General features: G+C 70.3%; 14 protein-coding genes. 12 read left to right on the forward strand and 2 right to left on the reverse strand.

The genetic code is table 11. The features are described from left to right. The first annotated feature begins 16 nt into the window (after nucleotides 1-16). The 5 genes from IE302_RS21145 (at nucleotide 17) to IE302_RS21165 (ending at nucleotide 4,855) form a co-directional block, all read left to right on the forward strand. Nucleotides 17-829 carry an alpha/beta fold hydrolase gene (locus IE302_RS21145; protein WP_191256187.1) on the forward strand — a complete coding sequence of 271 codons (813 nt, stop codon included), beginning with the start codon at nucleotides 17-19 and terminating at the stop codon, nucleotides 827-829. 21 nt (nucleotides 830-850) lie between these two features. Continuing rightward, complete coding sequence (gene mshA / locus IE302_RS21150) at nucleotides 851-2,155, forward strand: D-inositol-3-phosphate glycosyltransferase (RefSeq protein WP_191256188.1); 1,305 nt, start codon at nucleotides 851-853, stop codon at nucleotides 2,153-2,155. Then, a complete protein-coding gene (locus tag IE302_RS21155; RefSeq protein ID WP_191256189.1) occupies nucleotides 2,152-2,667 on the forward strand; it encodes a type III secretion system chaperone family protein in 516 nt (171 codons plus the stop codon). Before mshA ends, IE302_RS21155 begins: the two co-directional genes overlap by 4 nt. Nucleotides 2,668-2,734: 67 nt before the next feature. Continuing rightward, nucleotides 2,735-3,670, forward strand: a complete 936-nt coding sequence (locus IE302_RS21160; RefSeq protein WP_191256190.1) for a DUF4349 domain-containing protein — start codon at nucleotides 2,735-2,737, stop codon at nucleotides 3,668-3,670. Between the two features lie 435 nt (nucleotides 3,671-4,105). Continuing rightward, nucleotides 4,106-4,855, forward strand: a complete 750-nt coding sequence (locus IE302_RS21165; protein WP_191256191.1) for a phosphoglyceromutase — start codon at nucleotides 4,106-4,108, stop codon at nucleotides 4,853-4,855. 86 nt (nucleotides 4,856-4,941) lie between these two features. Here IE302_RS21165 and IE302_RS21170 read toward each other — a convergent pair whose 3' ends face one another. Next, entirely contained in the window at nucleotides 4,942-5,859 is a 918-nt protein-coding gene (locus tag IE302_RS21170; RefSeq protein WP_191256192.1) for a hypothetical protein, read from the reverse strand. Further along, entirely contained in the window at nucleotides 5,856-6,503 is a 648-nt protein-coding gene (locus IE302_RS21175) for a DNA-binding response regulator (RefSeq protein WP_191256193.1), read from the reverse strand. The genes IE302_RS21170 and IE302_RS21175 overlap by 4 nt, the downstream gene beginning before the upstream one ends. A gap of 293 nt (nucleotides 6,504-6,796) precedes the next feature. Here IE302_RS21175 and IE302_RS21180 point away from each other — a divergent pair, with 293 nt between their 5' ends. The 7 genes from IE302_RS21180 to proC all read left to right on the forward strand — a co-directional run bounded on the left by IE302_RS21180 (nucleotide 6,797) and on the right by proC (nucleotide 14,162). Beyond that, nucleotides 6,797-8,029 carry a sensor histidine kinase gene (locus IE302_RS21180; RefSeq protein ID WP_191256194.1) on the forward strand — a complete coding sequence of 411 codons (1,233 nt, stop codon included), beginning with the start codon at nucleotides 6,797-6,799 and terminating at the stop codon, nucleotides 8,027-8,029. Then, nucleotides 8,026-8,715, forward strand: coding sequence for a response regulator (locus IE302_RS21185; protein ID WP_005167072.1), 690 nt, complete (start codon nucleotides 8,026-8,028; stop codon nucleotides 8,713-8,715). Before IE302_RS21180 ends, IE302_RS21185 begins: the two co-directional genes overlap by 4 nt. A gap of 127 nt (nucleotides 8,716-8,842) precedes the next feature. Beyond that, the gene (locus tag IE302_RS21190; protein ID WP_191256195.1) at nucleotides 8,843-9,832 is read left to right on the forward strand and encodes a Ppx/GppA family phosphatase; all 990 of its coding nucleotides are present in this window, start codon (nucleotides 8,843-8,845) and stop codon (nucleotides 9,830-9,832) included. 105 nt (nucleotides 9,833-9,937) lie between these two features. Beyond that, the gene (locus IE302_RS21195) at nucleotides 9,938-11,530 is read left to right on the forward strand and encodes an Rv0497 family membrane protein (protein WP_191256196.1); all 1,593 of its coding nucleotides are present in this window, start codon (nucleotides 9,938-9,940) and stop codon (nucleotides 11,528-11,530) included. A gap of 22 nt (nucleotides 11,531-11,552) precedes the next feature. Beyond that, complete coding sequence (locus IE302_RS21200; protein ID WP_191256197.1) at nucleotides 11,553-12,350, forward strand: sugar phosphate isomerase/epimerase family protein; 798 nt, start codon at nucleotides 11,553-11,555, stop codon at nucleotides 12,348-12,350. Between the two features lie 141 nt (nucleotides 12,351-12,491). Next, nucleotides 12,492-13,322, forward strand: a complete 831-nt coding sequence (locus tag IE302_RS21205) for a thioesterase family protein (RefSeq protein WP_191256198.1) — start codon at nucleotides 12,492-12,494, stop codon at nucleotides 13,320-13,322. Nucleotides 13,323-13,346: 24 nt separating this feature from the next. Further along, nucleotides 13,347-14,162 carry a pyrroline-5-carboxylate reductase gene (gene proC / locus IE302_RS21210; protein ID WP_191256199.1) on the forward strand — a complete coding sequence of 272 codons (816 nt, stop codon included), beginning with the start codon at nucleotides 13,347-13,349 and terminating at the stop codon, nucleotides 14,160-14,162. The last annotated feature ends 18 nt before the right edge of the window (nucleotides 14,163-14,180 follow it).

Genomic DNA, 14,180 nt, shown 5'->3' on the forward strand with positions numbered 1-14,180 from the left:
CCCATAAAGTGCAGGCATGAAGACCGAGGTAGTCGGCTACGGCGGGACCCGCATCGGACTGTGGGTCGAGGGCGCCGAGAACACCCGCCCGATCGTGTTCGTGCACGGCTGGGCCCAGTCGGCCAGGGCCTGGGCGCCGCAGCTGGTGGACCCCTCGCTCAGCGAGCGGTACCGCCTGGTCGCGATGGACCTGCGCGGGCACGGGGACTCCGAAGTGCCCTCCGCCGGCTACGACGACCCGCGAGTGTGGGCCGAAGACCTCGCCTCCGTCCTCGACTTCGCCGGAGACGACGCGATCGTCGTCGGCTGGTCCTACGGCGGCCTGGTCATCACCGACTACCTCCGCGTGCACGGTCCCGCACGGCTCGGCGGCGTCGTCCTTGTGGGCGCGATCACAGAAGTCGGCAAGAACCGGCCCGGCGGCAAGGTCGGCCCCGCCATGCGCGAGGCCATCCCGGCGGTGCTGTCGGACGATCCGGCGGTCGCGATCCCCGCGTTGGTGCGGTTCAGCGCGGGGATGACCGCCGCCCCGGTGTCCGGGACGCTCGCCCAGTCGCTGCTCGGCGCCTGCCTTTCGACCCCGCCCGCGGTGCGCTCCGCGCTGTTCCGCCGCGACGTCGGGAGCGAGGACGTTCTTCGCGAACTGGACAAACCGGCGCTGATCGTCCATGGTCTCGCGGACGCTGTGATCGATCCGACGTCGGCGGACTACGCGGCCGGGAAGATTCCGGGTGCCGTTCTGCGTTGGTTACCTGAGGTGGGGCATCTGCCGTTCGCCGAAGCAGCGGATGAGTTCGGGGATCTGCTGCGCGGGTTCGCCGATCAGTAGGACTTCAGGAGTGTTGACCAGGTGACGATCCCTCTGCACGGGTTCGACGCCGCGCCCAGGCGCGTCGCGGTGCTGTCGTTGCACACCTCTCCGCTGGAACAGCCGGGTACCGGCGACGCCGGCGGGATGAACGTCTACGTGAGCCAGACGGCCACCGAGATGGCCCGCCGCGGCGTCGAGGTCGAGGTGTTCACGCGGGCGACGTCCTCGGATCAGCCTCCGATCGCCGAACTGGCGCCCGGCGTGCTGGTCCGGCACATCCCGGCCGGGCCGTTCGAGCCGCTGGGACGCGACGAGCTGCCGGCGCAGCTGTGCGCGTTCACCGCCGGGGTGCTGCGGGCCGAGGCGTTCCATGAGCCGGGCTACTACGACCTCATCCATTCGCACTACTGGCTCTCCGGTCAGGCGGGCTGGCTCGCCCGCGACCGCTGGGGCGTGCCGCTGGTGCACACCGCGCACACCCTGGCCAAGGTCAAGAACGCCGCGCTGGCCGAGGGCGACACCCCCGAGCCGCGCACCCGGGTGATCGGTGAACAGCAGGTCGTCGAGGAGGCGGACTGCCTGGTCGCGAACACCCGTGTCGAGGCCCGCGAGCTGATCGAGCTGTACGACGCCGACCCGCGCGCCGTGCACGCCATTCCGCCCGGGGTCGACCTCGACCGCTTCACCCCCGGTTCCCGGTCGGCCGCGCGCCAGGCGCTCGGCCTGCCGCCGGACGCGATCGTGCTGGCCTTCGCGGGCCGGATCCAGCCGTTGAAGGCGCCCGACGTCCTCCTGCTGGCCGCGGCCGAGATGCTGCGCGAACGCCCGGAGCTGGCGTCGCGGCTGGTGGTGCTGATCGTCGGCGGCCCGTCCGGGACCGGGCTGGAGCAGCCGCAGGCACTGCGCGAGCTGGCCGTCTCCCTCGGGATCGAGGAACAGACCCGGTTCATGCCGCCGCAGCCGGGCCGGTCGCTGGTCAATGTCTACCGCGCGGCCGACCTGGTCGCCGTGCCGAGCTACAACGAGTCGTTCGGGCTGGTCGCGCTCGAAGCGCAGGCCTGCGGGACGCCGGTGATCGCGGCCGAGGTCGGCGGGCTGCCGGTCGCGGTCCCGCACGGTGTCTCCGGGCTGCTGGTGCCTTCGCACGATCCGAAGGACTGGGCGGGCGCGCTCGCGAACGTCGCGTTGCGGCCCGGTTGGCGCGCCGAACTTTCGGCCAACGCCGTCGTGCACGCGCGGCGCTTCTCCTGGCGCCGGACGACGGACCGCCTGCTGGACACGTACGCTCAGGCTACCGGCGCGTTCCGGCGTGCCCTCGAACAGCGCGCGGAGGTGGCGGTTTGACGCTCGACGAGACCTTGCGGTCCTCTTTGGACAGTGCGGGCCTGAAGTACGACAGGCGGGGCGAAGGGAAGTACTTCGTCACGTTGCCCGGTACCAAGAAACTCCAGACCAACTGCTGGCTGGTCGCCGGGGACCACGCCTTCGCCGTCGAAGCCTTCGTTTGCCGCCGTCCCGATGAGTCCCATGAGGACGTTTACCGTTTCCTCTTGCGCCGCAACGCGAAGCTGTACGGCGTGCACTACACGGTGGACGCCATGGGCGACATCTACCTGGTCGGCCGGTTCGGCCTGGACACGGTGACCGAGTCCGAATTGGACAAGATCCTCGGGCAGGTGCTGGAAGCCGCCGACGGCGACTTCAACACGCTTCTGGAACTCGGGTTCGCCGCATCGATCAAACGCGAATGGGACTGGCGTGTCTCGCGTGGGGAGTCGCTGGCGAACCTGGAGGCGTTCAAACATCTCGTCGAGCCCGCGAACGGGCACGAACCCGGAGCCTTGACCGACTCGTGACCCGGATGGTGCAACCGCGCTGAGCGCGCCTCCGTCTCTCTCCGCAGCACTGGAGGGAGACGGTTCGATGTACAAGCGAGTGAGATGGGTGGCCGTCGTCGGCGTCGCGCTGGCGCTGGCGGGCTGCTCGGCGAGCGAGTCCGGTGGCGAATCGGCCGCGATGCCGATGACGGCCGACGGAAAACAAGCCGCACCGAATCAAGGCGGGCCGAATCAGGGCGCGCCGAACAAGGAGAGCTCTGACAGCGCCGGCCGGGCGGGTTCGGACAAAGGCCCGGCGCCCGCCGGGCAGCCGGGGATCACCGACCGCAAGCTGGTGCGCACGGCGAGCCTGGAGCTCACCGCGCCGAACGTCGCCGACGTGATCTCGCAGGTCCGCGTCATCACGCAGGGCGCCGCCGGTTACACCGGGCAGGAGAGCACCCAGGAGAAGCGCGCGTCGGTCAACATCGTCGTGCCCTCCGATCGCCTCGACGGAGTCCTGGACCAGCTGGGGAAGCTCGGGAAGCAGGTCCGGCGCGAGGTCACCGCGACGGATGTGACCGAGCAGATGGTCGACATCGAATCGAGGCTGGCCACCCAGCGGGCGAGCGTCGAGCGCATCCGCGCGCTGCTCGCGAGGGCGACGTCGGTTTCGGAGATCGCCTCCGTGGAGAGCGAGCTGACGAGCCGTGAGGCCGAACTCGAGTCTCTCCAGAAGCGACGTGAGAGCCTCGCCGGAAGTGTCGCCATGTCGACGATCTCGCTGCAGGTGAAGGCGGAGACGGTGGTGGCGGAGGAGGAATCCCGCAACGGGTTCTTCGGCGGTCTCGCCAACGGCTGGGACGCGTTCCTGACCTTCGGTGGCGGCCTGCTGACCGTGATCGGCGCGATGGCGCCCTTCCTGCTGGTCTTCGGCGTCCCCGCGGCGGCGCTGGTGTGGTGGCTGCGCAAGCGGCGTCGTCCGGCGGAACCGGCGATGGCGACCGCTTCGGATCTGCCGTCCGCGCCCCCGCTGGACTGAAGATGAACAGGCGGGACGGCTCGAGGGAGGGGGGAGTCGCGATCTCGAGCCGCCCCGCTGAAGTTCCCGCCAAGGTGGACCCGGTGACGAGGGGGATGCCAACGGGGCCGGCGGGCGCCGCGACTCGGCAGGGGGGAGACGAGTCGCGGTCGTCACCCGCGTCGAGCCGGGGAGTGCGTGGAATCCGGCCGCGCGGGACTTAGTCAACCTGTCAGATCTCCACCTGTAATCACAAGACTACCGGTTACTCTGTTCGAGTGAACTTTGAAAACCGGGATAACGGAGTGCAGCCTGATTTCCGGGGATTTGGACTTGTTGGCAACCCGTCTTCTGGACGGGTGAAGGTGTTACTCGCGGGTAACGCACTCTCCGTAGAAGAAAGCGCAATCCCAGCCCTCTGACCGGCGCTTCCGCTCACTCTGGCAGGCTGACCACATGGCTGAGCTTGGGACTCTGGTGCTGCTGCGTCACGGGCAGAGCACGTGGAACGCCGAAAACCTGTTCACCGGCTGGGTGGACGTGCCGCTGTCCGACCAGGGCGAGCAGGAGGCGCGCAAGGGCGGGCAGCTGCTCGCCGAGTCCGGCCTGCTGCCGGACGTCGTCCACACGTCGCTGATGCGCCGGGCGATCTCCACCGCCAACCTTGCGCTCGACGCCGCCGACCGGCACTGGATCCCGGTGAAGCGTGACTGGCGCCTCAACGAGCGGCACTACGGCGCCCTGCAGGGCAAGAACAAGAAGCAGACCCTGGACGAGTTCGGCGAGGAGCAGTTCATGCTCTGGCGCCGTTCCTACGACACCCCGCCGCCGCCGATCGACCCGGCCGACGAGTTCAGCCAGTCCGGCGACGCGCGCTACGCCGACCTCGGCGACGCCGCCCCGCTGACCGAATGCCTCAAGGACGTCGTCGTGCGGCTGCTGCCGTACTGGGAGTCCGCGATCGTGCCGGATCTGCGCGCGGGCAAGACCGTGCTGGTCGCCGCGCACGGCAACTCGCTGCGGGCGCTGGTGAAGCACCTCGACGGCATCTCCGACGACGCCATCGCCGGGCTCAACATCCCGACCGGCATCCCGCTGCGCTACGACCTCACCGAGGACCTCAAGCCGGTCACCGCCGGCGGGACCTACCTGGACCCGGAAGCCGCAAAGGAAGCCGCGGCCGCCGTCGCCAACCAAGGCCGTTGATCTCTGTCGCGCGTTGATCTCACGCATTTCGTCCTCTGGATGCGGTAGTTGCACACGCAAGTACCGCATTCAGAGGACGAAATGCGTTACGGCAGGGGCTGGACGGATTCGATACCGGCGGCCTTCCAGCCTTCGGGCAGCCGCTGAAGCCGCAGGACGAGCGGCAGGTACTTCTTCGAAGCCTGCCCCGCCGCGTCCGTGACGTCCGTCGCCGCGTAGAGCAGCACGCTCGCCTTGTCGTCCACGACCTCCATGACCGCGGCGGCGGGGTTCGGCGACAGCGCCGATTTCGCGCCCCCGGTCCGGATCCGGTCGAGCCGCGCCGCCTTGTCCTGCTGGAACTGGGTCAGCAGTTGTCCGGTCGACACGGACTCGTAGCGGGCGTAGGTGCCTTCGGGATCGGCCGGATTCACGGTCAGCAGGGCCTCGGCGGCGCGTAGCGCGCCGTCTCGGGCGGAGTCCCGCACTCGCGCGATCGCGCGGTCTCCCGCGCCCGGTTTCTCCGCCGCGGGCGGCGGCACGGACGGATTCACCTTGATCTCGCCGATCCGCCAGCGTTCGCCCTCGCGTGCCGCCGTGAGCAGCACCGACGCCATGCCCTTGGTGGTGGCACCCGCCCGGCTGCTGCTCTGGTCGAGCACGGTCAGCACGCTCGCCTTGTCCGCCGTCTGCTCGACGGCGGCCGACACGATCACCCGGGTGACGAGTTTGATCGGCTCCGGCGAGTTCCGGATCTGGGCGAACAGCTTCGCCAGCTCTTCACGCGCTCCTGGAGACAGGTTCTCGGCGAGTGCCTTGTCGTAGGCGGGCGCGGCGGTGCTGTCGTAGGAGAACACCGCTTCGGTGGCCGTCTTCACCGTGGTCAGGACCGACGCGGTCCGCGCGGGATCGATCAGCGCGAGATTCGAAGGCGGGGTTTCCGGTTCGGGCCGGGCGGTACCGGAGACCGTGGTGGCGCAGCCCGCGAGCGCGAGCAGCAGCACGAATCCCGCCCAGCGTTTCACAGCAGGCCGAGTTCCCTCGCCCGCGCGTCGACCTGGAGCCGTGACGTCACGCCGAGCGCGACCAGCAGTTCCGAGACCCGCCGCTGATAGGTGCGCACACCCATGCCGAGGCTCTTCGCCGCCTTGTCGTCCTTGCATCCGGTGGTCAGGAATTCGAGCATCTGCGGCGTCTCCTTCCGGATGTCGGCGAACCGCGCGTCGAACGTCTCCAGCGTGGTGGCCGCCCGCCACGCGGTTTCGAACAGCGACAGGATGCCCTGGACCAGCTCCGGGCGCGAGATGACGCTGTAGGAGCGCACCGCCTTGCCCTCGTCGCCCGCCATGATCGCGACGCGCTCGTCGAGCAGGATCGTCTCGTTGATCTCCTCGGTGCCGATCCGGATCTGCGCGCCGAGGCCGGAGAGATGGTGCAGATGCCGGGCGGTCTGCTCGTTCAGCAGGACGCCGGGGCGGTACAGCTTGCGGATCCGCTTGCCGCGCAGCAGCCGTTCGCCCTGCCGGGTGAGCGACGGCCGGGAGAGCGCCCAGGTGTAGAGGTCGTCGGCCGCGCACGCGATGTCGGTCGCCGCGACGAACAGATGAGCCGTCCGGTCGAACAGCTCTTCTTCTCCGCGAATCAGGGAGATGTCACTGACGAGTTCCACGGCGACAGTCTTCCAACATTCCCCGGCAGCCGTGACGGGAACGTCGCTATTCGCCCCCCGCGCGGGAGGAACACTGCCCGGAAGATCACGACGAAAGTCGGGAACCGGGCACCGGCCTCCGCCGATGTCCCCGCTTCGGGTGACCCGCCTCACCCGGGAGATCTCGACCAGGGATCGGCCACGTGAACGGCGGCTGACCTGCAGGCGAACAGGGCTTCGGGAGGTGTCATAGGCATCACGAGTACGCGGCCGGGACTAGGCCAAAAGGCTACCCGCACGCTTACGATTCCCCTGTGACCACGCCTGTTGCACTCGCCCTGGCCATCGGCGGACTGATCGTCGGTGTGGTCGTCGGCTTCCTGATCGCGAGGGGCCGCGCCCGCCGCGAGGAGCGGCGCCCGACCGGCCCCACCGTGGCCGAACTGCTCGAACGTCTCGTGCGTTCCAGCAACAACGGGGTCGTCGTCCTCAACAGATTCGGTGACATGGTCCTGCACAACCCGCGCGCCTACGAGCTGGGCCTGGTGAAGGTCAACCAGGCCGATCCGCGGGCCCGCAAGGCCGCCGAGCAGGTGGTCGAGACCGACGAACCGATGGAGATCGACCTCTCCCCGCTGGAGGCGCGAGGCCGTCAGCCCGAAGCCGTCCTCGGCGAGGTTCGTCCGCTCGGCGACGGGTTCACCGTGGTCGAGGCCGTCGACCACTCCGAAGCGATCCGTCTCGAAGCCGTCCGGCGGGACTTCGTCGCGAACGTCAGCCACGAACTGAAGACGCCGGTGGGCGCGATCGCGCTGCTCACCGAGGCCGTCCTCGACGCCGCGGAGGACGTCGAGGAGGTCCGCCGGTTCGGCGGCAAGATCCTCCGCGAATCGACCCGGCTCGGGCAGCTCGTCACCGAACTGATCGCGCTGTCGCGGCTGCAGGGCGCCGAACGGCTGCCCGACCTGAACGTCGTCGAGGTCGACGCCGTCGTCCGCGAGGCGCTCGGCCGGACGACGCTGTCGGCGGAATCCGCCGAGATCACCATCACCACCGACGCCGCCAGCGGGCTGCTCATCGAGGGTGACCGGACGCTGATGGTCACCGCGCTGTCGAACCTGCTGGAGAACGCCGTCGCGTACTCGCCGGCGGGCAGCCCGGTGTCGATCAGCAGGCGACTGGTGGACGGCAAGGTCGAGATCGCGGTGACCGACCGCGGCATCGGCATCGCCGAGGACGAGCAGCAGCGCGTGTTCGAACGGTTCTTCCGGTCGGACAAGGCGCGCTCGCGGGCGACCGGCGGCACCGGCCTCGGGCTGGCGATCGTCAAGCACGTGGCCGCCAACCACGGTGGTTCGGTCGGCCTCTGGAGCCGTCCCGGCACCGGATCGACGTTCACCCTGCGGATCCCCGCGCATATCGGTGCCGAACCGGCGGCGGCCGCGAAACAGGCCCCGCCGGTGTCCCGGCCGGAAAAGACCCCCGAGCGGACACCCCGTCTCGTGGCAACAGGGCAAGAAAGCCCCGACCATGGAGGAAACCTGTGACGAGGGTTCTCATCGTCGAGGACGAAGAGTCGTTCGCCGACCCGCTCGCGTTCTTGCTCCGCAAGGAGGGCTTCACCGCCGCCGTCGCCGTGACGGGGCAGCAGGCGCTCGAGGAGTTCGACCGCAACGGCGCCGACATCGTCCTGCTCGACCTCATGCTCCCGGGCATGAGCGGCACCGACGTCTGCAAACAGCTCCGGCAGCGTTCCGCGGTGCCGGTGATCATGGTGACCGCGCGCGACAGCGAGATCGACAAGGTCGTCGGGCTGGAACTGGGCGCCGACGACTACGTCACCAAGCCGTACTCGGCCCGTGAGCTCATCGCGCGGGTGCGGGCGGTGCTGCGCCGCGGCGGCGAGCCGGGCTCCGAAGGCGATCTGGCGCCCCTGGTGCTGACCGCCGGTCCGGTGCGGATGGACGTCGAGCGGCACGTGGTGACCGTCGACGGCCAGGAGGTCTCCTTGCCGCTCAAGGAGTTCGACCTCCTCGAATACCTGCTGCGCAACGTGGGCCGCGTGCTCACCCGCGGGCAGCTGATCGACCGGGTGTGGGGCGCGGACTACGTCGGCGACACCAAGACGCTGGACGTCCACGTGAAGCGCCTGCGGTCGAAGATCGAACCGGACCCGGGTTCGCCCCGGCACCTGGTCACCGTGCGTGGGCTGGGCTACAAGTTCGAGACGTGAGCAAGCGCGTGAAGGCCCCCTTTCCTCGGCTCAGCCGAGGAAAGGGGGCCTTCACGGGAATCCCAAGAGATACAGATCACGGTTACGGTTTCGTGACCTGACGTGGGGGCGGGTACCGTAGACGCTCGTGCGCCTAGGGGTACTCGACGTCGGTTCCAACACCGTCCACCTGCTCGTGGTCGACGCCCACCGTGGCGCCCACCCGACCCCGATGCATTCCGAAAAGGCCGTCCTGCGGCTCGCCGAGCAGATCACCCGCACCGGCGACCTGAGCCGGGCGGGCGCGGACAGCCTCGTGCGGGCGGTCGAGTCGGCGAAGGCGGCTGCGGCCAGGCTCGGCTGCGAAGAGGTCATGGCGTTCGCCACCTCGGCCGTCCGCGAAGCCAAGAACGCCCCGAAGGTGCTGGCGAAGGTCCAAGAGCAGACCGGCGTGGAACTGAAGGTGCTTTCCGGGATCGACGAATCCCGGCTCACCTTCCTCGCCGTCCGCCGCTGGTTCGGCTGGTCGGCGGGAAAACTGCTCGTGCTCGACATCGGCGGCGGCTCGCTGGAGGTCGCGATGGGCCGGGACGAGGAGCCGGATCTGGCCGAGTCGCTTCCCCTCGGCGCGGGCCGGACCACCCGGACGCGGTTCCATCACGACCCGCCGACCCGTTCGGAGCTCATCGCCACTTCGGCGTGGCTCGAAGAGCAACTCGCCCCGCTCGCGAAGAAGGTCGCCAAATTGGGTGAACCCGATCGTGTCGTGGCGACGTCGAAGACCTTCCGGTCACTCGCCCGGCTGACCGGAGCGGCGCCGTCGGCCAGCGGGCCGCATGTGCGCCGTACCCTGACCGACACCGCGTTGCGCCAGCTCATCGCGTTCATCTCCCGGATGACCGCCCATGACCTGGCACAACTCGAGGGGGTCAGCGCGAGCAGGTCGCATCAGCTGGTGGCGGGCGCGCTCGTCGCGCAAGCCACCATGCGGGCGCTTTCCCTGGAAGAACTGGAGATCTGTCCGTGGGCGCTGCGAGAAGGTGTCATCCTTCGACGGCTGGACCATTCGAACGGTGCGGACGAGACTGTGGGCGGCAGCGCCCGACTGGACTTAGTCGACGGAGAACGGGCACGGTGAAGAGGTGACGGAAATGCGGATGACGGTGGATAGCGCGCGCGACGCCGCCGATGCCCCGTCGCGTGCCGGTTCGCAACGGCTGGAGCGCGCATTGGACAGCACGGTATGACGGACGAGACAGAGAGCGGCCAGCCACAGAAGACCGTGGCGGAGCTGCTCGCGCAGCACGGAGCCCAGCCCGAAGGCGGGCGCCGCAGGCGACGCCGCGCGGCCGACGACGAGGACGAGGCTCCCGAGCCCACTCGCGGCCGTCGCGCGCCGGCGGTGAGCGACACCGCGCCGCAGGCGATCATCGACAGGGTGTCCGGCGACACCCCGCCGCCGGCCAACCGTCCTCCGCGCCGCTCGCGGCCACAAGATTCCGGCGCGCGGCCGCTTCCGCCGCAGGACACCGGCGCACGCCCGGTCCCGCCGCCGCAGCAGGACTCCGCGCCGTTGCCGGTCCCGCCGAACGCCCCCACCCGGCAGACGCCGCCGGTGCGCCCGCCGCAGCCCCCGCAGGAGCAGAGCGGCTATCAGCAGCGTCCGCCGCAGCCGCCGCAGCAGTCGGGACAGTTCGCGCGACCGACCCCGCCGCAGGAGCAGAGCGGTTACCAGCAGCGTCCGCCGCAGCAGTCGGGCCAGTTCGCCCGGCCGACCCCGCCGCAGGAACAGTCCGGCTATCAGCAGCGTCCGCCGGACTCCGAGGGCCTGCCGCCCCGCGGCCGTCCGCGGCCCGCGGGCCCGGAGGAGACCCGTGGCGCGGTGCCGCCGGTCCGCCGTCGTCCCGAGCCGCCCGCCGGACCGCCGTCCGCGGGCCTGTCGGCGAGGCTCGACGGTCTCGACGCCGCGCCCGACGACGTCCAGGACCAGCCCGGCCCGATGGCCAGCGGCGCCTTCCAGACCCCGCCCGCGCAGCCGGTGCGCCGCCGTCGTCCGGCGGCCCGCCCGCCACAGCCGAAGGCCGAGCCGAGCACGGAGCAGTTCGCCGCGGTCGGCGACGCGCCCGGGGCCGAACCCGAGGCGCCCGCGCCCGTCGAGCCGGCGGCGCCGCCCGCGGGGCTCGCCGGATGGCGCAAGCGCAGGCAGAAGGTGCAGTCCGAAGACACCGAGATCGGCGGGATCCCGCCGGTGCCGCCCCCGGTCGCACCCGTCGAACCGGACGCCGACCCCGAACCGGACCCGTTCGACGCGGGCCCGCCCACCATGGGCCACCCCGCCCCGATGCCGTTCGTGCCGCCGCATTCGCTCGACGACCGCACGCGCCAGCAGGACAACCTCGACGAGTACGAGCGCGAATTCGCCGACCCGGCGTACCCCGACGGGAATCCGGACTTCGACCGTGACGACTACGGGTACCGCGCCGACGAGTACGAGGACGACTACGAAGACGACCGGGCCGAGGACGTCGACGCCGTCGAGGAGGACGAGCCCGCGGCACCCGCCGAGAACACCTCACCGGGCAAGCAGTGGCTGGCGCTGGCCGGTCAGCTCGCCCTCGGCGTGGTCGGCGGTGCCGGCGTCTGGCTGGGCTTCAACTGGCTGTGGGTGAAGCTCCCCGCCGCCGCGCTGGTCGCCGCGTTGCTGGTGATCGTCGCGCTGGTGTGGATCGTCCGGAAGATCCGCAAGGCGGAGGATCTGCAGACCCTGGTGCTCGCGGTGCTGGTCGGTCTGGTGGTGACGGTCTCACCGGCCGCACTCCTGCTGGTCGCTCGTTAGCGGCCTCGGGAAGGATGCCGGAATGGTTCAGCAGATTCCGGTAGGCATCTCGACCGCGTCCGTATGGCCGTTGGGGGCGGGCGCCGCCTTCGAGGCGGCCGCCGACCTCGGCTACGACGGGGTCGAGGTGATGGTCTGGGCCGATCCGGTCAGCCAGGACGTCTCCGCGTTGCGCCGCTGGTCGCGCCGCACCGGGGTGCCGGTGCTGTCGATCCACTCGCCGTCGCTGCTGATCACCCAGCGCGTGTGGTCGCCGGATCCCGAGGTGCGCCTGCGGATGTCCGTGGACGCGGCACTGGAACTGGGCGCGCGCACGGTCGTGGTGCATCCGCCGTTCCGCTGGCAGCGCCGCTACGGCGACGCGTTCGGTGACCTCGTCGACCAGCTCGAAGAAGAGAGCGGCATCGAGGTCGCGGTCGAGAACATGTTCAAGGTCCGCCCGCCCGGTGGCTCGCGGACCTCGCGCGTGTCGGCGTTCCGGCCGTCGATCGACCCTACGGACGTAGGGTTTCGCCACTACACGCTCGACCTGTCCCATACAGCGGCAGCCGGGATGGACGCCCTCGCGCTCGCCGAACGCATGGGTTCCGGGCTCACCCACGTCCACCTGGCGGATGGCACGGGGCTCCCGAAGGACGAGCACCTGGTGCCCGGACGCGGGATCGAACCCTGCGCCGAACTGCTCGAAAAGCTCGTGAACAGCGATTTCTCCGGACAGATCGTCTTGGAGATCAACACCCGCCGTTCGCCGAACGCGGCGCAGCGGTCAAGGGATCTCGCGGAGTCACTCTTGTTCGCGAGGCTCCACCTCGGCCAGTGACAAAGATCGTCCCCGGGTGCGGAGATTCATTCCTCCCTGCGCCGGAGGCGCTGGTACACGTAAAGTTCCGACCGTGAACCAGCTGCGCTTGTTGATCTCCCGCACCCCGATGGATCGGCTCGTGGCCTGGGTCAGTGCTCGGTGAGCGCGGCCGACGAAACGGGCACCTCCTTCGACGCGGCTTGCGCGACGAGATCACTGGGTGACGGCACGTTCACCGCGGTATTGCGGACCGAATGGTCGATCGGCGGGAATCCGCACGGCGGCTTCCTGATGGCGTTGATGGCCAGGGCGGCGCTGGCGTTCCTGCACGAACGCGGCGAGCCGCCGTCCGAGCCTCTCGCGATCAGCGCGGAGTTCCTGCATCCGCCCGCTGTGGGGCCGGTGCTGCTGCGCATGGACGTCCGGAAGGTCGGAAGGCGCGCCTCGGTCGTCGCGGTCCTGCTGGAACAGCGGGGCCGCAGTTGCGTCGAGGCCAGGGTGACCACCGGGCGGCTGCCGATGCGGCGTCCGGAGTGGACCGACGTCCCGGCCATGCCCGCGGAGCCGCCGCCCGGCGCGGTGCCCGTCACCGGGGAGACGTCCGAAGGCCTGTTCAACCTCGCGAAGGGCTGCGAGGTCCGGCTCGATCCGGCGAGCGTCGGCTACCTGCACGGCCGGATCGGCGACCCGCCGAAGATCCGGCTGTGGGTCCGGCCGCGGCACGGTCTGCCCGACCCGTTCTTCGCGCTGCTCGCGAGCGACGTGAACCCGCCGGTGGTCTACAACCTCGGCCGGGTCGGCTGGGCGCCGACCGTGCAGCTGACCGCGTTGCTGCGCACCCGGCCGGCGCCGGGCTGGCTGCGGGTGATCGTGCAGGCCCAGTCGGTGCACGAGGCGTGGTTCGACTCCGACGCCGTCGTGGTCGACTCACAGGGCAGGCTGGTCTGCCAGGCGCGTCAGTTGGCGCTCGCCCCGGCGCCCGGCGGCTGACGGCGGTTTGGCACGCTGAACGGCATGAGCGTGATCGCGGTTCTGGGTGCCGGGAAGATCGGGGAGGCCCTGCTTTCGGGTCTGCTGCACGGCGGGCACAGCCCTGGTGACCTGCTGTTCACCGAGCGGTATCCGGCGCGGGCGGCCGAGCTGACCGAGCGCTACGGCGTGCACGGGGTCACCGTCGCCGACGCCGCGAGCCGGGCCGACGTGCTGGTCGTCGCGGTCAAGCCACAGGACATCGACCCGGTGCTGGACGAGGTCGCGCCGTTGCTCGGCAAGGATTCGCTGGTGGTCTCGCTGTGCGCGGGCCTGCCGACCGCCCTGTACGAGCGCAGGCTGGCCGAGGGCATCCCAGTGGTGCGGGTCATGCCGAACACCCCGATGCTCGTCGGTGAGGCGATGAGCGCCGTCTCCGCGGGTGCGCACGCGACCGCCGAGCACATCGCGGTGGTGAAGGAGCTGCTTTCGCACGTCGGGCAGGTCGTCGAGGTGCCGGAGTCGCAGCAGGACGCCGTCACGGCGCTGTCCGGATCCGGGCCCGCGTATTTCTTCTACCTGGTCGAGGCCATGATCGACGCCGGGATCCTGCTCGGCCTGCCCCGCGCGCTCGCCGGGCAGCTGATCATCCAGTCGGCGGTCGGGGCGGCGAAGATGCTCGCCGAGTCCGACGAGCACCCGGTGCTGCTGCGCGAAGCCGTCACCTCGCCCGCCGGGACGACCATCAACGCCATCCGCGAGCTGGAGAAGCACGGCGTCCGCGCGGCGCTCCTGGCCGCCATCGAGGCCGCGAAGGACCGCTCGACCGAGCTGGGCCGCGCCCACGATCCCCGCGTTTAGTCCTCTGGATGCGGTAGT

The organism is Amycolatopsis oliviviridis, assembly GCF_014654365.1.
Taxonomy (GTDB): domain Bacteria; phylum Actinomycetota; class Actinomycetes; order Mycobacteriales; family Pseudonocardiaceae; genus Amycolatopsis; species Amycolatopsis oliviviridis.